The organism is Glycomyces algeriensis (assembly GCF_027622855.1).
Classification (GTDB): Bacteria; Actinomycetota; Actinomycetes; order Mycobacteriales; family Micromonosporaceae; genus Glycomyces; species Glycomyces algeriensis.
Window position 1 is genome coordinate 432,919 of record NZ_JAPZVR010000001.1, and the last position, 22,353, is coordinate 455,271.

The 22,353-nt window shown below is 71.5% G+C and carries 18 protein-coding genes; 14 read left to right on the forward strand and 4 right to left on the reverse strand.

Features of this window, described 5'->3' with window-relative positions:
- Nucleotides 1–476: 476 nt before the first annotated feature.
- On the reverse strand, nt 477–1,538 hold the full coding sequence (locus O2L52_RS01745) for an LLM class flavin-dependent oxidoreductase (protein ID WP_270113573.1): 1,062 nt from the start codon (nt 1,536–1,538) through the stop codon (nt 477–479).
- A gap of 145 nt (nt 1,539–1,683) precedes the next feature.
- Here O2L52_RS01745 and O2L52_RS01750 point away from each other — a divergent pair, with 145 nt between their 5' ends.
- The 10 genes from O2L52_RS01750 to O2L52_RS01795 all read left to right on the forward strand — a co-directional run bounded on the left by O2L52_RS01750 (nt 1,684) and on the right by O2L52_RS01795 (nt 14,405).
- Nucleotides 1,684–2,712, forward strand: a complete 1,029-nt coding sequence (locus O2L52_RS01750) for an aldo/keto reductase (RefSeq protein WP_270113574.1) — start codon at nt 1,684–1,686, stop codon at nt 2,710–2,712.
- Complete coding sequence (locus O2L52_RS01755) at nt 2,712–3,515, forward strand: nitroreductase family protein (RefSeq protein WP_270113575.1); 804 nt, start codon at nt 2,712–2,714, stop codon at nt 3,513–3,515. Before O2L52_RS01750 ends, O2L52_RS01755 begins: the two co-directional genes overlap by 1 nt.
- 69 nt (nt 3,516–3,584) lie before the next feature.
- Complete coding sequence (locus tag O2L52_RS01760) at nt 3,585–4,382, forward strand: DUF1684 domain-containing protein (RefSeq protein ID WP_270113576.1); 798 nt, start codon at nt 3,585–3,587, stop codon at nt 4,380–4,382.
- A gap of 294 nt (nt 4,383–4,676) precedes the next feature.
- Nucleotides 4,677–5,612, forward strand: coding sequence for a carbohydrate ABC transporter permease (locus tag O2L52_RS01765; protein WP_270113577.1), 936 nt, complete (start codon nt 4,677–4,679; stop codon nt 5,610–5,612).
- Nucleotides 5,613–5,620: 8 nt separating this feature from the next.
- Nucleotides 5,621–6,436 carry a carbohydrate ABC transporter permease gene (locus tag O2L52_RS01770; RefSeq protein ID WP_270113578.1) on the forward strand — a complete coding sequence of 272 codons (816 nt, stop codon included), beginning with the start codon at nt 5,621–5,623 and terminating at the stop codon, nt 6,434–6,436.
- 44 nt (nt 6,437–6,480) lie between these two features.
- Entirely contained in the window at nt 6,481–7,803 is a 1,323-nt protein-coding gene (locus O2L52_RS01775) for an ABC transporter substrate-binding protein (protein ID WP_270113579.1), read from the forward strand.
- 29 nt (nt 7,804–7,832) lie between these two features.
- Nucleotides 7,833–8,852 (forward strand): LacI family DNA-binding transcriptional regulator, encoded by a 1,020-nt coding sequence (locus O2L52_RS01780; RefSeq protein ID WP_270113580.1) that lies wholly within the window; start codon nt 7,833–7,835, stop codon nt 8,850–8,852.
- A gap of 20 nt (nt 8,853–8,872) precedes the next feature.
- A complete protein-coding gene (locus O2L52_RS01785) occupies nt 8,873–11,428 on the forward strand; it encodes a CBM35 domain-containing protein (protein WP_270113581.1) in 2,556 nt (851 codons plus the stop codon).
- 118 nt (nt 11,429–11,546) lie between these two features.
- Entirely contained in the window at nt 11,547–13,622 is a 2,076-nt protein-coding gene (locus tag O2L52_RS01790) for an alpha-galactosidase (RefSeq protein WP_270113582.1), read from the forward strand.
- Nucleotides 13,623–13,901: 279 nt separating this feature from the next.
- Nucleotides 13,902–14,405, forward strand: a complete 504-nt coding sequence (locus O2L52_RS01795; RefSeq protein WP_270113583.1) for a VanZ family protein — start codon at nt 13,902–13,904, stop codon at nt 14,403–14,405.
- A gap of 152 nt (nt 14,406–14,557) precedes the next feature.
- On the opposite strand, the gene O2L52_RS01800 is transcribed toward O2L52_RS01795, so the two are convergent.
- The 3 genes from O2L52_RS01800 to O2L52_RS01810 form a co-directional block, all read right to left on the reverse strand.
- Nucleotides 14,558–17,938 (reverse strand): DUF4132 domain-containing protein, encoded by a 3,381-nt coding sequence (locus O2L52_RS01800; protein ID WP_270113584.1) that lies wholly within the window; start codon nt 17,936–17,938, stop codon nt 14,558–14,560.
- A 135-nt stretch (nt 17,939–18,073) separates the two neighbouring features.
- Complete coding sequence (gene aac(3), locus O2L52_RS01805; protein ID WP_270113585.1) at nt 18,074–18,883, reverse strand: aminoglycoside 3-N-acetyltransferase; 810 nt, start codon at nt 18,881–18,883, stop codon at nt 18,074–18,076.
- Nucleotides 18,880–19,710, reverse strand: coding sequence for an MmyB family transcriptional regulator (locus O2L52_RS01810; protein ID WP_270113586.1), 831 nt, complete (start codon nt 19,708–19,710; stop codon nt 18,880–18,882). The genes aac(3) and O2L52_RS01810 overlap by 4 nt, the downstream gene beginning before the upstream one ends.
- Before the next feature lie 138 nt (nt 19,711–19,848).
- Between O2L52_RS01810 and O2L52_RS01815 the strand changes: the two genes are divergently transcribed.
- From O2L52_RS01815 to O2L52_RS01830, 4 genes are all read left to right on the forward strand, one after another.
- On the forward strand, nt 19,849–20,589 hold the full coding sequence (locus O2L52_RS01815; RefSeq protein WP_270113587.1) for an SDR family oxidoreductase: 741 nt from the start codon (nt 19,849–19,851) through the stop codon (nt 20,587–20,589).
- 148 nt (nt 20,590–20,737) lie between these two features.
- Nucleotides 20,738–20,974, forward strand: a complete 237-nt coding sequence (locus O2L52_RS01820; RefSeq protein ID WP_270113588.1) for a YHS domain-containing protein — start codon at nt 20,738–20,740, stop codon at nt 20,972–20,974.
- Nucleotides 20,975–21,135: 161 nt separating this feature from the next.
- The gene (gene clpS, locus O2L52_RS01825; protein ID WP_270113589.1) at nt 21,136–21,453 is read left to right on the forward strand and encodes an ATP-dependent Clp protease adapter ClpS; all 318 of its coding nucleotides are present in this window, start codon (nt 21,136–21,138) and stop codon (nt 21,451–21,453) included.
- Entirely contained in the window at nt 21,453–22,067 is a 615-nt protein-coding gene (locus O2L52_RS01830; RefSeq protein ID WP_270113590.1) for a DUF2017 domain-containing protein, read from the forward strand. Before clpS ends, O2L52_RS01830 begins: the two co-directional genes overlap by 1 nt.
- The last annotated feature ends 286 nt before the right edge of the window (nt 22,068–22,353 follow it).

Here is a 22,353-nt window from a genome sequence, read left to right on the forward strand (position 1 = left end):
GCTCCCATGGACCACGGTTAAGACATGGGATCTTGAGCTCTTCTATGGCTCTGCAGGAGATTCAAGAGGTGGGTTCTCAAGAGGCAGGTTTTCGAGAGGCGGATCTTCGAGAGGTGGGTCTTCAGAAGGGCTGTCGAAGCCGCTCCGCCGTGCTCGTGGCGGGCCGGAGCGGTAGAGAGGTCATCCTAACAAGAGGGTACGACAACCCTGGTCCCATGTGATCACCGACGGTGAGAACCACTGGTGCTGAGCAGCGCGTTCGCCGGTCTTGCCCCGCTTCGGGAGCCGTGCGGCTTGGATTCAGGAGCCTTCCGGATCTGGCTTCAGGAGTCGCGCCGGCTCGGCATCGGGAGTCGTGTCGGCTGTGCTTCAGGGGTCGTGCCGGCTGGGCATCGGCAGTCGTGCCGACGCGCGCCGCGCAGTCTTGCGGCGGGCCGTTCGAGCAGTCGCGCCGGCACTGCTCGAACGGACCGCGGTCAGTCCCGCAGGAGCGGCAGGAGCTGGTTCCCCTGGCGCTTGATCTCCTGCAGGTACGGCGTGTCGGAGAGGACGAAGTGGCTGACGCCCAGCGCCTCGTACTTGCGCAGCGACTTGGCCACGTCCTCGGCCGAGCCGACCAGCCAGGTGGTGCCCGCGCCGCCGCCGCCGACCTTGCCCGGGGCGGTGTAGAGGTTGTCGTCGAGCACGTCGCCGCGCGCGGCCAGATCGAGGAGCCGGCGCTGGCCGGTGGCCCGGCGCCAGTCGTGGTCGGGGGCGGCCCGGCCGGCGTCGGCCATCTGCTGCACGCGCGCTTCGGCGTCGGCCCAGGCCTGCTCGGTGGTGTCGCGGACGAGGGTGGTGACGCGCAGGCCGAACTCGAGCGGCGCGTGCTCGCGGCCGAGCGAGGCGCTGAGCTGCTTGAGCCGGTCGATGCGCTCGGCGACGCCGTCGAGCGGTTCGCCCCAGAACAGCTGCACGTCCGCTTCGGTGGCCGCGACCCGTTCGGCCGCTTCGGAGGCGCCGCCGAAGTACAGGGTCGGGTGCCGGCGCGCGCCGTCGGCGACCGGCTTCAGCTCGAGGCTCGAATCGGTGACGCTGAAGTACTCGCCCTTGTAGGTGACGCGCTCCTCGGTCCAGAGCCGGCGGGCGATCTGGATGAACTCCTTGGTGCGGGCGTACCGGTCCGCTTGCGCGCCTTCGGTGTCGCCGTACGCCTCGAGGCCGTCCCTGCCCGAGACGATGTTGACGAGGACCCGGCCCCCGGTGAGGTGGTCGAGGGTGGCGGCGGCCGAGGCGAAGTTGGCGGGGCGCCAGTACCCGGGCCGGATCGCGATGAGGGGTTTGAAGCTGGTGGTCCGCGCGGCGAGCGCGGTGGCGACGGTGAAGGTGTCCGGCCGGCCCCAGCTGGTGCCGAGGAGCGCGCCGCCCCAGCCGTGCTCCTCGAGCGCTTCGGCGTGGGCGGTGAGTGTCTCGAGGCTGTTGTGGCCCTCGACGACGTCGTCGCCGCGGTGCCCGGGGCGGGCCTGGTTCGGGATGTACCAGAGGTGCTGGCTGCTCATGTGCGGGTCTCCATTTCGGGGCGGCAGATGTTCGAGTTATCCTATCGATGTAGTATAGATTGCCTGAGGCGGTTCCGCCTCCCCAGGCGCGCGGCCGCCACCCTCCGCCGCGACCGCGCGAACCACACCTGAAAGGCTTCCCCCCATGGCACACGGAGCTTTCGAGACGACCTACGCCGCCGCCGGGGACCGGTACGAGCGCCTGCCCTACCGGCGGGCCGGGAGCACCGGCCTCGACCTGCCCGCGCTCTCCCTCGGCCTCTGGCAGCGGTTCGGCACCGACAACGCCTACGAGACCCAGCGCGCGATCATCCTGCGCGCCTTCGACCTCGGCATCGCCCACTTCGACAACGCCGACCGGTACGGCCCGCCCCACCGCGCCGCCCAGCAGGTCTTCGGCGAGGTCCTCGCCAAGGACCTCGCCCCGTACCGCGACGAGCTCGTCCTCACCACCAAGGCCGGCAACCCCATCGGCCCGAGCCCCTACCTCAAGGGCGGCTCACGCAAGTCGCTCCTCACCTCGCTCGACCACAGCCTGCGCGACCTCCGCACCGACTACGTGGACGTGTTCTACCATCACCGCCAGGACCCGGCCACGCCCATCGAAGAGACCGTCGGCGCCCTCGCGGACGCCGTGCGGCAGGGCAAGGCGCTCTACGTCGGCATCTCGAACTACGACCCCGAGCGGGCGCACGAGGCCGCCGTGCTGCTGCGGGAAGCGGGCGTCCCGCTCCTGGTCCACCAGCCGCGCTACTCGATCTTCGACCGCGGCCCCGAACTGAACGGCCTCCTCGACCTCGCCGCCGCAGACGGCTTCGGCCTGGTCGTCTACTCGCCGCTCGCGCAAGGCCTGCTCACCGACAAGTACCTGCACGGCATCCCGGCCGACGCCCGCGCCGCGAACAGCGCCTTCCTCTCTCCCGACGTCATCGACGACACCTACCGCAAGCGCGCCGCCGCACTCGACGACCTCGCGCGCACACGCGGCCAGTCGCTCGCGCAGCTCGCCCTCCAGTGGGTGCTGCGCCGCCCCGAGGTCACCTCCGCCCTCATCGGCGCCAGCTCGATCGCGCAACTCGACCACAACGCCAAAGCGCTCGACGCCGCGCCGCTGACCGACGAGGAACTGGCGCTGATCGACGAGCACGGCGTCCACGGCACCGGGCTGCGCTGATGACCGGCACCCCGACCGCCCGCTACGGCGACCCCGACGCGGTGCTCGGCGCGGTCAGCGACGTCATCCGCCTGCAGCTCGCGCACCGCTCGGTGCGCGCCTTCGGGCCGCGCGACGTCCACGACGACGAGCTCACCGCGCTCATCGCGGCCGCGCAGTCCGCGCCGACCTCCTCGAACCTCCAGCCGTGGAGCGTCGTGGCCGTCCGCGACCCCGCGCGCCGGGCCCGGCTCGCCGCGCTCGCCGCCGACCAGCGGTTCATCGCCCAGGCCCCGCTGTTCCTGGTGTGGATCGCCGACCTCGGCCGGGCCCGGCGGCTCGCCGCCCGCGCAGGCACCGACGTGGACGCGGCGGACTACCTGGAGACCACGCTGATCGGGTACATCGACACGGCGCTCGCGGCGCAGAACGCCGTCGTGGCGGCCGCATCGCTCGGCCTCGGCACCGTCTTCGTGGGCGCGATCCGCAACAGCCCCGAGGCGGTCGCGGCCGAACTGCGCCTGCCGCCGCACACGACGGCCGCGTTCGGCCTGGCCGTGGGCGCCCCGGACCCCGATGAGCGGGCGGACGTCAAACCCCGCCTGCCGCAGCAGGCCGTGCTCCACCACGAGCACTACGACGCGGACGCCGCCGATGGGCACCTCCCCGTCTACGACGAGCGCCTCGCCGCCTACAACGCCCGGTTCGGCTTGCACGGCAACTGGAGCGACCGGGTCCTGGCCCGGCTCAAGGGGCCGGAGTCGATGGCGGGGCGCCATCTGCTGCGCGACACGCTGCGCCGGCAGGGCCTGCCGTCCCGGTGAAGGGGCGCATGATCGAGACGGCGCCCCCCGCGCCGTCCACCTCGGACCCGAACGTTGAGAGGACCGGCGATGACCGCGACCCGCGTTGACGACTTCACGCGCGGCTGGACCGCATGGCGCCGCCTCCGGGAGGCCGAGCTGACCGAGCCGCACGGGTGGCTCAGCCTGACCGCGTTCCACTGGCTGCGCGAGACGCCCGCGCAGCTGCCCGACCTGCCCGGGCTCTGGAGCGGCGGGGACTTCGCCCGGCTGACCGCGGTCGCCGCGGACGGACTGCGGTTCGAAGGCCGCGCGGTCGACGGCGTGCTCACCTTCGACCTGGAGAAGGCCGGTGCCCCGGCCTGGGTCGAGCGCGGCCGCCGCCGGATCGAGGTGGCCCTGCGCGGCGGACGCTTCGCCGCGCGGGTGCGGGACCCGAAGGCCCCCACGAGGACCGGGTTCAACGGCATCCCGTGCTTCCCGCCCGACCCCGACTGGGCGGTCACCGGCCGGTACCTCGCCTTCGACGAACCGCTCGACGCCGTGGTCGGATCGGCGCGCGGCGACCTCTCCCACTTGCTCCGCCTGACCGGCGAGATCGACTTCACCGTGGCGGGGCGGCGCCAATCGCTGCTGGCCTCCACCACCGACAACGGCGCCTTGAGCGTGCTCTTCTCCGACCGGACCAACGGCGACACGACCGCGGCGTGGCGGTCCCTGTCCCTGGCGCCCGCATCGGAGGACGGCGCGGTCGTCCTCGACTTCAACCGCGCCCAGAACCTGCCCTGCGCCTTCACCGAGTTCGGGACCTGCCCGAAGCCGGTGGACGCGAACGCCTTGAGCGTCGCGGTGACGGCGGGGGAGCAGCGGCCGCAACGGCCCCTCTGACGCCCCGGGCCGGGAACTCGCAGCCCCGGCCCGGGGTCCATCGCTCCCGAGCGACCGCCCCTTCGGCGGCCTCCTCCGCCTGTGAGCGCTAACGGATTTTCAGCACCATGCCTCGCGCGAACGCGGCGCGCAAGACCGCAGGTACGAGCACTCGCATCGTCTATTGCGTGCTGCCAGGAATAACGCTCCCAAGACATTGAGACGTAGAAATATAGGAAATCAGCCTTGACGTGTCGCGACCGTGAGCGCTAACATTTCCTCGCATCCGACCCCTACGTCCTTTGGCCAGGTGTTATGCAGACCCTTCACGACACCGAGCCGCGCTTCGAGCCCGAGAGCGCGCCCCGAAAACACCGGAGGTCCAACGCGGCCTTCGAGGCCTACGCGATGCTCGCGCCGAGCATCCTCGGCTTCGCCGTCTTCCTGATCGCGCCCATCGTGATCGTCGTCGTCCTGAGCTTCTACGACTGGAACCTCCTGTCCGACCCCGAGTTCATCGGCCTCGAGAACTACCGCGAGCTGGCGGGGGACGAGCGGGCGCTCAAGTCGATCGGCAACACCTTCTACTACGTGCTCCTCAACATTCCCGCCCAGACCGTGCTGGCCCTGCTCCTCGCGCTGGCGCTCAACTCGAAGATCAAGGCCCGCAACACCTTCCGCGTGCTCTACGTGCTGCCGTGGATGGCGATGCCGGTGGCGCTCGGCGTGATCTGGCGGTGGGTCTTCGACCCGCAGTACGGCGCCCTGAACCGCTTCCTCGACCTGTTCGGGGTCGACGGCGCGGCCTGGCTCACCGACTCCACCTGGGCCATGCCCGTCATCGCATCGGTGAACATCTGGCAGTACTCCGGCTACACCATGCTGTTCTTCCTCGCAGGGCTGCAAGCGATCCCGGCCCAGCTCTATGAAGCGGCCGATGTGGACGGGGCATCGCCGCTGTACCGGTTCTTCGCGATCACGCTGCCGCTGCTGCGCCCGGCGATGCTGTTCGTGCTCATCACCAGCGTGATCGGCTCGTTCCAGGTCTTCGACACCATCCACGTGATGACCGCCGGCGGCCCCGCCGGATCCACCGCGACGCTGAACTACCAGATCTACCTGGAGTCGTTCACCCAGCGCAACGCCGGCTACGCGTCCATGCTCGCGGTGATCCTGTTCGCGATCATCGCCCTCATCACCCTGGCGCAGGCCGCGCTGTTCCGCAAGCGCACCACCTACGACTTCAGTTAGGGGCCACCATGAAGAAGCTCCCGCTCCACCTGGTGCTCATCGCCGGCGCGCTCGTCTCGGTGGGCCCGTACCTGCTGACGCTGAACGCCGCGTTCAAGTCCAAACAGGAGATCCTGACCTCCGAGCCGTGGGCCCTCCCCGCGAACCCGATCTTCTCCAACTTCGGCGAGGTTTGGAGCCGGTACGACTTCGCCACCTTCGTGGTCAATTCCCTTGTCGTGGCGGTGGCGGTCACCGTCGGCCAGCTCGTGTTCTCCACCCTCGCCGCGTACGCCTTCGCGCGCCTCGACTTCCCCGGCCGCGACCAGCTGTTCTGGGCCTACATCGCGACCCTGATGGTGCCGCAGATCGTGACCCTGGTGCCCACCTTCATCATCGTGCGCGAGCTCGGCCTGGTCGACACGCACGTGGGCCTGATCCTGCCGTTCGTGTTCGGGTTCCTCATGCCCTACGGGGTGTTCCTGGTGCGCCAGTACTTCAAGACCATCCCCGCCTCCATTGAGGACGCGGCCCGCATCGACGGGGCCGGGACGTTCACGATCCTGTGGCGCGTCATGGTCCCCATGGCCAAGCCGATCCTCGGCACGCTCGCGATCATCAGCTTCGTCAACACCTGGAACAACCTGCTGTGGCCGCTCATCATCACCCACTCCGAGTCCACCAGGGTCATCACGCGCGGCATCGCGCAGATGCAGTCCCAGTTCAACCAGGAGTACCACCTCATCCTCGCCGCCTCCACCATGGCGCTCCTCCCGCTGGTCGTCGTCTTCCTGGCCTTCCAGCGCCACATCGTCCGCTCCATCGCCCTCAGCGGCATGAAGTGACGTCCCGACCTCTCCCGCCCACCTCTCAACGAAAGGCAAACGGCATGAACAAGACGCGCACGGCCGCCATCGCCGCCCTCGCGCTCGCCCTCCCCGCCGCCCTCGCCGCCTGCAGCGGCGACGACGACGGACCGGTGACGCTGCGCTACGCCTTCTGGGACGACAACCAGCGGCCCGCGCTCGAAGCGATGATCAAGGCCTTCAACGAGGACCACCCCGACATCGAAGTCGAGCTCGAGCAGAACCCCTGGGAGGACTACTGGGCCGGGCTCGACAGCCGGTTCGCCGCCGAAGAGGCCCCCGACGTGTTCTGGAACCACGTCTCGCGCTTCCCGACCTACGCCGCCAACGGCGTCCTCCTGCCCATCACCGACGACATCGAGGCCGACGGCGTCGACCCCGCGGCCTACCCCGAGGACCTCTACGACTCCTGGCAGTACGAGGGCGACCAGTACGGCCTCCCCAAGGACTGGGACTCCATCGCCCTGGTCTACCGCCTCGACGCCCTCGAAGCCGCCGGGATCGACCCGGCCACGGTGAACGACCTCGAATGGAACCCGGTCGACGGCGGCGCCTACGTCGAATTCCTCCAGAAGCTCACCGTCGACGCCAACGGCAACAACGCACTGAGCCCGGACTTCGACCCCGAGAACGTCGTCCAGTACGGCACCGCGATGTCCTCCAACACCGGCCAGACCGACTGGTGGAACTACGCGGTCCAGAACGGCTGCTCCCTCCAGACCGAGCCCTGGGGCGACTACGCCATCGACGCCCCCGAATGCGTCGAGGCCATCCAGTTCACCGCCGACCTCTACAACAAGTGGCACGTCGCGGTCCCCGCCGAATCGACCAACCAGCCCAACGGCGGCGTCCCCGGCGACTACGTCGTCCCCGGCCAGGCGGCCACCACCCTCGACGGCTCCTGGATGCTCAGCTTCTACCGCGACGGCCTCGAGCCCGGCTCGTGGGCCGTCGCCGACAACCCGTCCGGCCCCGTCGGATCCGGCACCGTCATCAACGGCCTCTCCAACGCCATCTACGCCGGCACCGACCACCCCGACGAGGCCTGGGAGCTCGTCAAGTTCCTCGGCTCCGAAGAGGCCCAGTCCATCAGTACCGGCATGGGCTCGGTCTGGCCGGGCGTCAGCTCCCTCAACCAGGGCTTCGCCGACTACTGGGCCGGCGAGGGCATCGACGTCACCGGCTTCCAGACCGCGGCCGAAGGCACCACCACCGGCTACCCCCTCTCCATGAACGACGCCGCCTTCGGCACCGCCGCGATGGACGAGTTCAATCAGGTCTGGCTGGGGCAGAAGGACGCCCAGGAAGCGGCCGAGGCGGTCGTCGCGATCGCCAACGCCGAATAGCCGCACCCGAGCAGAGAGGCACCGACAGCATGAGCGCCGCCGGACCCAGACCCGTGAGCATCTTCGACGTCGCGAAGCGGGCGGGGGTGTCGCACCAGACCGTCTCGCGCGTCATCAACGACGCCCCGATGGTCGCCGCCGCCACCCGGGCCAGGGTCAAAGCCGCGATCGCCGACCTGGGCTACCGGCCCAACCGGTCGGCCCGCACCCTCGCCGGCGGCGCCGTGCGGTCGGTCACCGTCCTCACCACCGACACCTCCCTCTACGGCACCGCCGAGACCCTCCGGGGCATCGAGGACGCCGCCAGGGACGCCGGGTTCTCCGTGCTCATCTCCGTCATGGACCCCGCCCGGGTCTACAGCGAGGCCGACGTCCTCGAACGGCTCCCGCACGACGGCGCCCCCGCCATCGTCATCGCCCACGACGAGGTCACCGCCGGCGCCATGCAGGCGCTCCGCGAACGGCAGCCGGGCGCGCTCGTCGCCACCGGCGGCGAGCACCTCGGCGCCGAGCACGACTCGGCCGACTGGCGCGTCCTCCTCGACGACCGCACCGTCGCCGCCCGCGCCACCCGCTACCTCCTCTCCATGGGCCACAAGCAGGTCCACCACCTCGCGATCCCGGGCAAGGCCAGCCGCCAGACCGGCTGGTCCGACGCCCTGGCCGACGCCGGGATCACCCGGCCCGAGGTCGTGCACTCGGACTGGTCGATCGGGGCCGCGGCCGAAGCCGCGGCCGTCCTCGTCGCCGACCCCTCCGTGACCGCGATCCTCTGCGGCAACGACGACCTCGCCTTCGGGGTCCTCCACGCCGCGCACCGCGCGGGCCGCAGCGTCCCCGGCGACCTCAGCGTCGTCGGCTTCGACGACTCGCCCCTCGCCGCCTACCACGTCCCCCCGCTCACCACAGTGGACCTCGACTTCCGCGGCGTCGGCCGCGGCGCCTTCGACCTCCTGCGACACAAGCTCGAAGGCGGACCCGATCCCCGACCCTCCTGGCGGTCCCCGGAACTCGTCGTGCGCGAGACCTCGGGACCACCGCGTCAATGACGACAACTGAAAGGGCAGCAATGCACCCACTCCTGCGCAGAGGCCTCGCGGCGACCGCCGTGACCGGTCTCCTCACCGGCCTCGCGGCCGTGCCCGCCCAGGGCCAGGACGCCACCGTCCTCGCCGTCGACTTCGGACGGCTCGGCGGCGCGCCCGCCTACGGCGCCGTCGGCTCCCTCTACGGCATCTCCGAGAACGGCGTGCCGGGCGACAACCTCCTCGACTCCCTGTACATGTCCTCCATGGCCCCCAAGCCGACCGGCGGCACCCAGCACCCCAACGGCGACGCGAACGACGTGCTCGCCGCCCTCGCCGAGCACGACGGCGGCGACGCCTTCGTCAACCTCCAGGACTGGTACCCCGACTGGCCGTACCAGAACGACGGCATCTACGCCTACCTCGCCGAAGTCGAGGAGATGGTGCCGATCATGGAGGCCTCCGAGCACGCCGACCGGCTCGTCTACGTGCCCTTCAACGAACCGAACTGGATCTGGTACGGCCGCGGCGGGGACTACGACGGCGCCCTCGCCCGCTACCTCCACGACTGGGACCTCGCCTTCGAGCGCCTCCGCGAGATCGCCCCCGACACCCCCATCGCCGGGCCCAACGAGTCCCACTACGACGCCCGCTTCATGCGCGACTTCATGGAGCACGTCGTCGAAGCCGGCACCGTCCCCGACGTCGTCACCTGGCACGAGCTCTCCCCGGACTCCCTGCGCTACTACGCGGACAACGAGGCGAACTACCGCGCGCTCGAAGCCGAACTCGGCGTCGAACCGCGCCAGATCAACATCAACGAGTACGGCAACAACCGCGACTTCGGCATGCCCGGCCAGATGATCCAGTGGGCCGCGATGTTCGAGGACACCGACGCGCTCGCCGACATGGCCTACTGGACCGCCGCGGGCGGCCTCTCCGGCAACGCCCCGCAGACCAACGTCCCCAACGGCGGCTGGTGGTTCCTCAAGACCTACTCGCAGATGACCGGGCAGACCGCGCTCGTCACCCCGCCGCAGGACAACGCCGTGGACACCCTCCAGGGCATCGCCACCTACGACGAGGCCAAGGACCAGGCCCAGATCCTCCTCGGCGGCGGCGCCGGCGACACCACCGTCGACCTCCAAGGCCTCGAGCTCGGCAGGAAGGTCACCGCCACAGTGCATGAGATCGCCTGGACCGGCAACGAGGGCTCCTCGCCCGCCCCGCAGGCCGTCGACCAGATCGCCCTGCGCCCCGACCGCGACGGCGACGCGAGCATCGCGCTCGACGACCTCGACCCCATGTCCGCCTACTGGATCACCCTCACCCCGGGCACCGGGAGGGCCGACACCGTCGAAGTCCCGTTCCACGGCACCTGGGAGGCCGAGGACGCCGCCGTCACCGCCGGCGCCGTCTACAACGAGGGCAGCGCCGCCAACCCGTTCGGCTTCCCCGCCTCCGGCGGCAAGAGCGTCGGCTCCCTCAACCGCGCCGACAGCCGCGTTGAATTCACTGTGGACGTACCCGAGGCCGGCGCCTACGACCTCACCGTCACCTACGGCAACACCTACGGGCGCGACCTCGCCCAAGGCGCCTCGCCGACCGAGCAGTTCCTCACCGTCAACGGCGGCGAAGCCGCCACCGTCACCTACCCCTCCACCATGCAGTGGGGCTCCCGCGGCCAGGTCCACCTCCAAGTCGAACTCGAAGCGGGCGCGAACACGATCGCACTCGCCAAGAGCGACCCCGAGGCCGGGACCGCCTACGGCGAAGCCGGGATCGACAAGATCGACCTGGCCCCCTCCGCAGTGGACACCCACACCTATCCGGCCGTATTCGCCCGCACCGAAGGCGACGCCGATTACCAGTACGGCCACCGTGAAGGCGTCAAGGTCAACGGCGACGAGCAGGTCGTCTTCGACGTCTACGCCCCCGCCGACGGCTACTACGAAGTCACCGCCGACACCGACGGCAAGGGCGAACTCACCGTCCTCGGACCGCACGGCGAGAACATCGCGTTCGGCCTTGAGGAGGAGCAGACCCTCGCCCTCCACGAAGGCGTCAACCGCATCGCCCTGAGCGCCGAGCGAGGAACCCTCCACGTCCACGACCTCACCGTCACCGGCGACGGCGGCACCGAGGACTTCACCCGGATCGCGGCCGCCGACGCCGAACTCTCCGGCACCGCCGCACTCACCGAGAACACCTGGGCCGGCGACGATGTGGCCATCACCGGCGTGGGCGGCGGCGAAGGCAACACCGCCACGCTCCACGTCTCCGCCGACGAGGCCGGGCCGCACCTGCTGCTCGTCCACTACGCCAACGACGAGCGCACCGGCGGCCACGCCTACAACACCAACATCATCTCCCGCTACGCCGAGTTCACCGTGAACGGCGAAACCGCCGCCGCAGTGCCGATGCGCGGCACCTGGAGCTGGAACGACTTCTGGTCCTACCCGCTCATCGTCGACCTCGAAGCCGGTACCAACACCATCGAAATCGGCAACGCGGGCCTGCGCACCGACATCGGCGACCGCGAAGGCCGCACCGCCGACTTCGACCACTTCGAGCTCGCGCCGCTCCTGAACCAGCCCTGAGCGACTGGCGCTTTACGACTCGCAAGCTTCGTCAAGGGGCTCGAGCCCGCCCCATCACTGGGGCGGGCTCGCACCACGACCGGCACCACCGAAAGCCCGAACCTATGAAAGGACGTCCATGCCAGCGCACGACTCCCGCCTCTGGACCATCGACACGCCGAACACGAGCTACGTCGTGGCCGTGGACGACCACGACCGGCTCCGCGGCCTCCACTGGGGACCACGACTGAGCCCCGAGCAGGCGCTGGCCCTCCTCGACCTGCCGGAGTCGCCGTTCCGGCCCGTCGTGGGCCGCGAGCCGCGCTTCGACCTCGGCGCGGCATCGGCGTTCCAGTACGGCCACAACGGCCTCCAGGTCCGCTTCAGCGACGGCACGCGGGACCTCGAACTCGTCTTCGCCGAGGCGATCGAGGAGGACGGCGACCTCACGCTCGTCTTCGCCGACCGGCACTACCCGCTCGAAGTGCGCACCCGCTACCGCAGCCACCCCGGCTCCGACGTCATCGAGCGCACGCTGGCCCTGCGCAACACCGGCACCGAGGCGATCGACGTCGTGCGCGCCGACTCGGCGACCTGGGTCGTGCCCGGCCTCGACACCCCGCGCCTGAGCCAACTCCACGGCGAATGGGGCGCCGAAACGCAGCTCACCCGCACCACGATCCCGTACGGCGAGACCGTGATCGGCTCCCGGCGCGGGATCACGAGCCACCAGGCGAACCCGTGGGTCGCCATCGACGACGGTGCGGCCACCGAGACCTCCGGCCCGGTCTGGTCGACCGCGCTCGCCTGGAGCGGGACCTGGCGCATCACCGTCGAGAAGGGACCCACGGGCAGCGTCGTCGTCTCCGCCGGCTTCGGGCACGACCCGATCGCGATCCGCCTGAGCGGCGGCGAGACGCTCGAGACCCCGATCGCGGCCGGACTCCACACCGCCGGCGGCTTCGCCTCGGCCGCGAGCGCCTGGCACGACTACGCGCTCGCGCACGTCCTGCCGCACCCCGACGAGGTTCGCCCGATCCTCTACAACTCCTGGGAGGCAACGGAGTTCGACTTCACCGCCGAGGACCAGATGCGCCTGGCCGACCGGGCGGCGGCCATGGGCTGCGAGCTGTTCGTCATGGACGACGGCTGGTTCGGCGCCCGCGTCAGCGACCGCGCCGGGCTGGGCGACTGGACCCCGAACCCCGACCGGTTCCCTGACGGCCTGGGGCCCTTGATCAAGCACGTCCACAGCCGCGGGATGCGGTTCGGGATCTGGGTCGAGCCCGAGATGGTCAACCCCGATTCGGACCTGTACCGGGCCCACCCGGACTGGGTCTACCACCAGCCGCACCGCCGCCGCAGCGAAGTGCGCCAGCAGCTCGTGCTGAACCTGGCCCGCCCCGACGTGGCCGAGCACCTCCACGCCCGCCTCGACGAGCTCTTGAGCCAGAACGAGATCGACTTCGTCAAGTGGGACATGAACCGGCCCTTCACCGAGGCGGGCTGGCCGGACGGCGAGGACCCGGACCGGCTCTGGTTCGACCACACCCGCAACCTCTACGCGATCCTCGACCGGCTCCGCGCCGACCACCCGAATCTGCGGATCGAGTCGTGCTCCTCCGGCGGCGGCCGCGTCGACTTCGGCATCCTGCGCCGCACCGACCAGGTGTGGACCTCGGACAACACCGATGCGCTGGACCGGATCGCCATCCAGGACGGCTTCGCGCAGGTCTACCCCGCCCGGGTCATGGGCGCATGGGTCACCGACTCGCCGAACCCGTTGACCCGCAGGGAGGTCCCGCTCGACTTCCGCTTCCATGCGGCGATGGCCGGGGTGCTCGCCGTCGGCGGCGACCTGCGCGTCTGGAGCGACGCCGACCAGGCCCGCGGCGCGGAACTGGTGGCCGACTACAAGCGGATCCGCCACGCCGTGCAGCTGGGCCGCCGCCACCCGCTGCAGGCCGGTGCCGTCACGGGCGTCCAGTACGACCGGGGCGATCAGACGGTGGTCCTGGCCTGGCGCCGGGCCCGGTCCTTCGCCTACCCGGACCCGCTGCTCAAGCTCCACGGGCTCGACCCCGACGCCCGCTACCGCGACGAGCGCACCGGCCGCGTCCACCACGGCGCGATCCTCGCCGCGCACGGCCTCGAACTGGGCCTCGACCCGGCCGACTACGCCTCGGCGATGATCGAGCTGACGAGGCTTCCGTAAGGAGTCCCGGCCGGACGGCGGCGGGCGAGGTCGCCCGCCGCCGCGGTCCAGGTCCGTCTCGTCTGCGGCTGCCTATCGCTCGACGGGCGCAGTACTGCGGACGAAAGTGTCAGGCAGCGCGCGCTGCTCGGGCGCGGGCCTGACTGGCAGGCTCGGCTCAGAAGTCCGCGCGTCCGCCATGTCGCCGAGCGAGACGTTCCGGCGCCTCGCGTTGGCGCACGGCTGTTTCTGCGACCGTGCGCGCCGGGGGCTGCTGCGCCGCAGGTTAGAGTCCGGCTCATGATCGCGACCCTCATCGCCGAGCATCCGTGGCTGAGCCCGGTCCTCCTCGTCATCGTGATCGTGCTCGGGTACCTCGTAGGTCCGTGGTTGCTGGCCCGCCAGGCGATCGCGTGGGCGCTCGCAATGGCATCGGTCCTTGTGGTCGCTGTGGCGGCCGTGGTCCCCGAGGATCGTGAGCTGTACGCGCGCTGCGAGGTCGCGTGGTCGCTGCCGACTCCCGACCGGGTCGAGCCGTTCGCCAACCTCGTGCTCTTCATCCCGATCGCGTTCCTCATCGCGGTCGCCGCGAAGCGACCGCTGCTCGGACTCCTTGCGGGCGCAGTGTTCTCCGCACTCATCGAGGCGGTCCAAGCGCTGCTCCCCGCCATCGGGCGGTCATGCGACACCGGCGACTTCACCGCCAACGCCCTCGGAGCACTCGGGGGAGCAGCACTCGCCTGGGCGGTCATCCGCCGATCGGCACGCGGCGCGGACGATCGGCCGAAGGCCGAGACCGCCTGACCTCCGCCCGCTCCCACCGGACCGAGTGTCGCCCTTAGGACGTGCTCGAATCGGCGAGGCGCAGCCGTCGCCCGCCCGGAAGGGCCTGCGAATGCCGATGTCGTACTCGCAGGCCCTACGACGGAGCGAGCGGGACCGTTCCTGAACTCGCCCTACACGTTCGCGGTGACGCGGGTGAGCGCGCCGAGTGCCTCCGAGGCGGCGATCGGATCGACTTCGGTCGGGTGGGCGCCCTCGCTGGACGCGGTGTAGTCCGCGGTCGCGCGCAGGTGCACGGCGACGACGGTCTGGAGCTCTGCGGCGTCGACCCTGCCCTCGTAGGCCTCGACGCCCGGATCGAGCCTGACGACGACGAAACCGCCCGTCGGGAGCGGGCGGTGGAAGCCCGGCTCGACCCACAGGCCGTTGAGCGGCCCCCGGTGCCAGCCCTGGCGGGCCAGGCCGAGGACGCTCCCGGACTTGAGGGTCGCGCCGTCGAAGCGGGTGATCCGACCGGTCTTCGACTCCTCGTCGGTGAACGCCATGACCGGGCGCGCGAGCTGCGGGAACGGCTGGAGGATCTCGTAGTCGGTGAAGACCTCCTCCCAGGCCGCGAGCCGGTCGCCGAGCGCGACCGGGTGCGCCACCCGGATCAGCGCCTCGTCGGGCAGGGTCCACCCGCGGTCCTCGACGTCCGTGACCGTGCGATCCTCGGCCAGGCGGAAACCAGTTGTCTCCCCATCGGTCTCGGCCAGCCACACGAGCCGGGCGGCGAGGTGCCGCATGACCGGGTGGCGGGCGAAGAACTCCCCGAACTCCGGCACCGTCCAGGTGCGACCCTCGACCATGGCGAGCTCGAGCCGCCGCAGCTGCTCCTTCGCGACGGCGGCGAGCTCTTTCTTCAAGCGGGAGAACCGTTCGTACGCGGCTTTGGCGGTCTCGGCGTCGTCCTGCGCGCCTGGTCTGGGCAGGCTCTTGAGCGCCCGTCCGTCCTCAGCGGTCACGAACGGCTTCAGCTGCTCGTCGAAGCCGACCGTGAAGCGCCGCGGCCCGTAGTCGAGGACGAGGCTCACCTCCTCGTCGAGCCCGAAGTCGGGCACGAGCCGGTCGGCGAGCTGCTCGGTGGTGAGGCCCAGCCGCTCGGCGACCGCTTCGACCTGCCGCCCGGCCTCCTCCTTGAGGGCCTTGAACTCGGCCTTCTTGGCGATGGCGTGGAGGGTCCGCAGGGAGGTCTCCGAGCCGATCGCGCCCAGGACCCGGAGCCCGGCGACGGCGCGCTTGTGCTGGCCCTGGCCGGGCCACCGGCGGACCGTCGCGGCGATCTCGGCCACGACGTCGTCGTCGGCGAAATGGGCGAGCTGGGTGAACGCCCACCCGTCCTTGGCCGGCGCGCCGGCGGCCGTCCACTGCTCGAACAGCTTCAAGGAGAAACGGGTGAGCGAGGCGGCGTCGCAGGTCCCGGTGACGACTTCGACGCCCGCGTACGGGAGTTCGGGGGTGTCGAGGGCGAGAACGGTGAGCAAGTGCTCCACCGATGCGGGCGGCAGCGCGGATTCGCGTCCTTTGAGGAGCACTTGGGGCAGCATGGCGGGGCTCGCCCACGCCGGTGCCCGGGGGATCTTGGCGCCGGGGGGATCGAGCGGGTCGGAGTCGAGGAGGACGCCGATCGCCGCGGAGGCGGCCTCGCCGTACTCCTTCGCTGCCGTGGCCACCGTCTCGGCGCCGTGGACGGCGCTCAGGTGCCGCAGTGCGGCGTTCGCGGCCCGGCGCAGCGCGGTGTCGCCGCCGAGCGCGTCGGGGACGAGAAGGCGCGCCGCCGCGTCGGCGTGCCGGTCGAACCAGCGCATCGCCACCGGGGTCAGGGACTTGGCCTGGGCGAGCCAGTCGGCGGCGATGCGGGCGGCCGCGGGGTTCTGGATCGGGATGAGCACTTCGGCGAGTGCGCTGCGGCCCTTGGCGAGGGCGAAGACCCGGTCGGCGACCGTCTCCCCGAACCTGCCGAGCAGGCGCATGAGGTGCACGTCGAGGGGGTACCGGGCGGTGCCGTGCCACCGCGCGAGCACCGGCTCGGCGGCCTCGACGGGGGCCCAGGCGAGGAAGTCGATCAGGAAGTCGTAGTCGGGGTACTGCTCGATGTACGAGAGGAAGCGGTCCACGTCCCCGGGGCCGTACTCCCGGTAGGGCTCGTCGTCGCGGAGGGTCGCCCAGCGCCGCATCTCGTCGGCGTCGGCCCAGACCAGGCGCGTCTCGGACGCGGGCGCGAGGCCCTCGACCACGACCGCCTTGCGCCGCTTGGCCTTCCACGGCGGTGCGACCAGCAGCCGCGGCAGTGCGTCGGCGGGGGCGTCGGGCACCGCCTCGGGGGCGTCGAGGAGCGCCGCGATAGCCTCGCGGGTCTCCTCGCCGGCATCGGGCAGGGCGGCGGCCAGCGCCGGGGACGACCTGACGACGCCCGCGAGCCGCTCCCGGGACGCGGGGTCGCCGCCGGCGCGGGCGGCGACGACGCGGAGCATCCGGTGCGGGAACCGCTCGGCGGCCTCCATCACCGCGGTGAGCGCGCCGGGGAGTTCCAGCTTGTCGACCAGGCAGGCGGTGGCCTCGTCCGCGGGCAGGAGGCCGATCGCGGTCATGAGGGCGGCGCGGGCGGGCTTGGAGATTCGGGAGTACGCATTGTCCAAGGTGCGGACCAGGATCGGCAGCGCGGCCGTGCCGAGCCCTGCCACCAGCGGAGCGAGGGAGCGTTCACCGATCTCCTTGAGGTTGAGGCCGCGTCGCTCGACGACGTGCAGGTGCAGCGGATCAGCTGCGAAGGACCACCGCATCCAGTCGTCGGCGCAGCGCTCTTCGAAGTACCCTGTGGACGCCTTGACGGCCTCCTCGACCCAGTCGGCCTCGGTCGGCATGAGGATCGCCGCGCCGACGCACCGGTGCGGGTCGGTGCGGCGGGCGCCGACCGCGGCGGCGACCTCCCGGTACTCGGCCTCGGAGGCCGTCGCCAGGATCGAGCGGACGCGGTGGACCGCGGGCTGGGCGCGCCGCCAGCCGGGCTGGTCCCATTTGGAGTAGACGCCGATCGACGCGTCGGTGACGGCGCGTTCGTCGCGGGCGAACGTGTGGGCCTGGCACATCGCGGACTCGAGGACGGCGACGGTGGCGAAGGCGAGCCCGTGGTCGGTGATCCAGGCGTCCAGGTGCCGCACGCGGGCCGCAACGGGAATCGTGTTGTACTCGCGCTGGTGCGTCTCAGTGCTCTCCAGCAGGTGCATCAGGGCGGCCGCCGCGACCGGGTCCGGCCGCCCCTCGAGGTGGGCGGCTATCGCCGGAGGGTAGACCTTGTTCTCCCATGAGGCGAGCCTTTGGTCGAGCAGCGGCCGCAACTCGGCGATGCGCCGGGCCACGGCCTCGGACGCTCCCGGATCGACCGCGGGGTCGAAGTCGGTGTTCGCGAGGTCTCGGCCGCGCCGCGGCGGTACGTGCCGCCGCCATTTCGCGGGGAGGAGGAGGCGGTCCTCATCCGGGCCGGGGGCGGGACGGGACGTCTCGGACTGTTTCATGTCGCGCAGCCTAAAGGGGCCGACCGACAGGCGAGCACCGGCATGTTCGAACAGTGTCCCCTTGGGCGCGTTGGCGATTCGCCACTCGGAGATCGACTGCAAGTCCTTGGGCTAGCGGTCGGCCGCGCCGAGTCGTCAAGCCCCGTAACGGGATTCGAGCCAGTCGACGGCGAACGCCACCACGGCCGAGGCCTCGACGAGCACGCTGTCGGCTTCACCGATCAGGCCGCGCCGGCCGGCGCCGGACGCAAGGTGGTCCTCCACGATCTGCCGGAAGTAGTCCTCTTCGGGCCCGGGCACGACCGGCTCGCTCGTGTCGAACTCCTCGACCGTGCGCCAGACGGTCCCCTCCGGCGTCGCGAACGGGTACTCGATCCGGATGCGGCGCTTGGCCGGCAGCGCGGCCAGGTGTTCGGCGTGGTGCAGGATCGTCATCGTGTCGAGCGGCGCGCCGACCATGAGCACGCGCCCGCCTGCCGCGGCCAGCCGCGAGAACGGCGAGTCCTCGCCGTACCCGTAGTCGAGCGGGTGGTCCGCGGTGAACTCCTCGGCGCGGGCGCCGATCGCCGCCACCGAGGCGCCCGGGTTGCCGCTGCGGCGCACGCCGGGGCGGGTGCCGATGACGGCCGCGAGCACACCGTGGTCGCGCGCCGGCCGGGCCGTCGCCGGGTCGAAGGGCGGCACATGCTCGCGGAGCGCCTCGGCCACCCGGCCGTCCTCGTCCCAGACGTCGACGCTCAACTCCCAGTCCTGGTAGCTCAGCACCGTCCCGTGAGGACCGATGACGTCGAGCATCGCGTCGACCAGCGCGTCAGGGCCGCCGAGGACCGGCCCCACGCGGCCGAACGCCGCGTGGACCATCACGGCATCGCCCTCGGCCAGGCCGAGCCGCCGCAGGTCGGCGGCCAGATCCGAACGTGTCAGCACTCGGGGAGTCTCGCTCATCCGCCGAGCCTAGCCAGTTGCTCGGCGGCGTCAGTGCCCTCGATCGGGGCGAGCCACAGCAGGCGCTGGCCGCCGTCCTCGGTGAAGAGGTGGTGGCATTCGAGCTCGATCACGCCGATCGCCGGATGGACCAAGCGCTTGCGGTCGAAGCGGCGCACCGCCACGTCCCGCGCCTCCCACAGGCGGGCGAACACCTCGCTGCGGTCGAGGAGGTCGGCGATCATCTTCTCCGCCTCGGCGTCGCCGCCGGCGAGTGCGCGCCTCGCCGCGGTCGCCCGGGTGTCGGCGACGAAGGACTGCGCGTGCCGCTCGTGGTCCTCGGCCGGATAGATCGCGCGCGCGGAAGGATCGGTGAACCACCGGTAGACGACGCTGCTCGTGTAGCTCGGCTCGCCGACCGGGTCCATCTCGCCCAGGAGCTCGGCCGCGAGCCGGTTCTGCGCGAGCGGCTGGTGCAGGTCGCTCATGATCCGCGCCGGGGTCCCGTCGAGGCGCTCGAGCAGGGCCAGCAGGGACGGGTCGGTCTCGCGGGACGGCTCCCGGGGCGGCGGCGCCGGGTGCCCGGCCAGGTGGAACAGGTGGTCGCGCTCGTCACCGGTGAGTCGCAGCGCCCGCGCGAGCGCCAGCAGCATCTGCGCCGAGGGCTGCACGCCGCGCCCGCGCTCCAGCTCGATGTAGTAGTCGATCGAGGCGTTCGCGAGGAACGCGACCTCCTCGCGGCGCAGGCCGGGCACGCGGCGGCGCGGGCCGCCGGCCAGCCCGACGTCGGCGGGCCGCAGCCGGTCGCGGCGCGAGTGGAGGAAGGCGGCGAGTTCAGTGGCGTCCACCCCGCAATCATCCACGCCGCGGCGGGCCCGGGCGGGCGGGCCTGAGGGGGGTTGCCGACCCCGGGGTCAACGCAACCGCTGCTGACCAGGGAATTCAGCGCCAGAATGGCTTCGACGCCTCGAATGAAGGAGCACGCAATGAGCATCGAGATGAACCGCACCGCCATCGTCACCGGCGGCTCGCGCGGCATCGGCCGCGCCGTCGTGCGGCGCCTCGCCGAGCAGGGCTACGCGGTCGTGGTCGGCTATGCAGGGAACGCTGATGAGGCCGCCGCGGCGGTGAAGGAGGCGGAGGCCGCGGGGGCCCAGGCGGTGGCGTACCGGGCGGACGTGGCCGACGAGACGGCCGTCGCCGGGATGTTCGCCGAGGCCGAGAGCCGGTTCGGCGGCGTGGACGCGGTCGTGAACGCCGCGGGCCGGATGACGCTCGCGCGGGTCGAGGACATCGACCTCGACGAGATGGACGCCTTGCATCGCACCAACATCCGCGGCGCGTTCGTCGTCGCCCGCGAGGCCGCCCGCCGGGTCCGCCCGGGTGGCTCGATCACGCTGTTCTCCACTTCCGTGGTCGGCACCGCCTTCCCGACCTACGGCGCGTACGCCGCCAGCAAGGGCGCCGTCGAGGCCTTGACCATGGTGCTGGCCAAGGAGATGCGCGGCCGGGACGTCAACGTCAACACCGTGGCCCCCGGTCCGACCGCGACCGAGCTCTTCCTGGAGGGCAAGAGCGACGAGCTCGTGACCCGGCTGGCGAAGTCGAACCCGCTCGAGCGCCTCGCCGAGCCGCGCGACATCGCCGAGGTCGCCGCGTTCCTCGCCACGCCCGCGGGCCACTGGGTGAACGGCCAGGTCGTGCGCGCCAACGGCGGCATGGTGTGACGAACGGGGGAGGCGGTGACGCCTCCCCCGTTTCGATCGGTGCGAGCCGCGGGGACCTGCTTGACTTCGATACCCCAGGGGGGTATATATTCATGTCGACCGGATACCCCACCGAGGTATCCGAACTCCCGAGAGGAAGCGACCAGCCATGTGCCACACCGAAGCCGCGAGCTGCTGCAGCACCACCGAAGCCCGCACCCCCGCCGCACCCGAGGACACCGCCGAGACCACCTGCCCGGTCATGGCCGGCACCCCGGTCGTGAAGGCCGTCGCCGAGTCCAAGGGCCTCTTCCGCGACCACGAGGGCCGCCGCTACTGGTTCTGCTGCGCCGGATGCGGCCCCGCCTTCGACGCCGACCCCGCCAAGTACACGACCGCGGCCTGACCACCGCGAACGGGGCCCGGCGCCACCGGCGCGCCGGGCCCCGTTCGCGTGCCGTGCGAAAGCCCCGCCGACCCCGGTCCGGGGGAGCAGCCGGCACTCCCCGCGTCACCGACCCGACCGGCGGTCGCCGCCGGCCCGCGCCCGGATGGCAGCATGGGCACGTGCCAGCAAGTACAGCCGTGCTCCCGTCCGCCGCGGCGATCGAGACCGAGCGATCCGCCACGCCCTCCGCGACCGTCGAGCCCGACGTCCCGTGGATCACCCTCGTGCACAACGACCCGGTCAACCTGATGAGCTACGTCGCGTACGTCTTCCAGTCGTACTTCGGCTTCTCCGAGATGAAGGCGAACCAGCTGATGCTCGACGTCCACAACAAGGGCCGCGCGGTCGTCTCCAGCGGCACCCGCGAGGAGATGGAGCGCGACGTGCAGGCCATGCACGGCTACGGCCTCTGGGCCACGCTCAGGCAGGACCGCTAGTGGGCGGCTACTTCGAGGCCGCGAGCGGCGGCGCCGCCGCCGAGTTCGACGAGTTCGAGGCCGCGCTGCTGGCCGCCTACGCCAGGAAGATCCTGGAGCTCGTCGACGTTCCCGACACCGCCACCGGGACCGCCGAGGACCTCATCGCCTCCGCCTTCAGCGAAGGCCCCACCGAACGCCCCGCGGACCCGGCGCTGGCCCGGCTCTTCCCGGACGCCTACACCGATCTCGGCCCGGACGGCGACGCGGAGGCGGCCTCGGCCGAGTTCCGCCGCTACACCGAGAACGACCTGCGCGCCCGCAAGCGCGACGACGCCCGGGCGGTGGTCCGCGCGCTCGAGGAGCTGTTCCCGGACGACCCGGAGAACCTGCTCAACCCGGGAACCAGAAGCGCCGCAGTGCATCTGGACCCGGACGACTGCCGCCAGTGGCTGGGCGCCCTGAACGACCTGCGGCTGGTCATGGCGTCGTGGCTCGACATCACCGACGACGAGGACTTCGACGAGCTCATGGACCTCGACCAGGACGACCCGCGCGCGCTGCTCGTGGCCACCTACGGGTGGCTGACCACGATGCAGGACACGCTGGTCGAGGCGATGATGCGATCCCTTTAGCGGTGCGGAATCGGCGAAGGCCGAGGGGGCGCTGCCGTGCCGCCCCGGATGCGCTCGCCGCTCAGGTTCGTCGCAAAGCGGAGGCGGACAACGGCCGGGCGTAGGGGATGCCCCTTACCCACCCGCTGTCCGCCTCCGACCAACCGAAAAGGACCACTCTCCCACAAGGGTCCGACGCACTCTCGTGTATTCCCAGCTCAGAGTGGCCGACCGGCCGAGGGGGCCCGGCCCGGGGGCCGGGGCGGCGGGGGCCCCCCCGGGGGGCCGGCGCGCGCCCGGGGGGGCG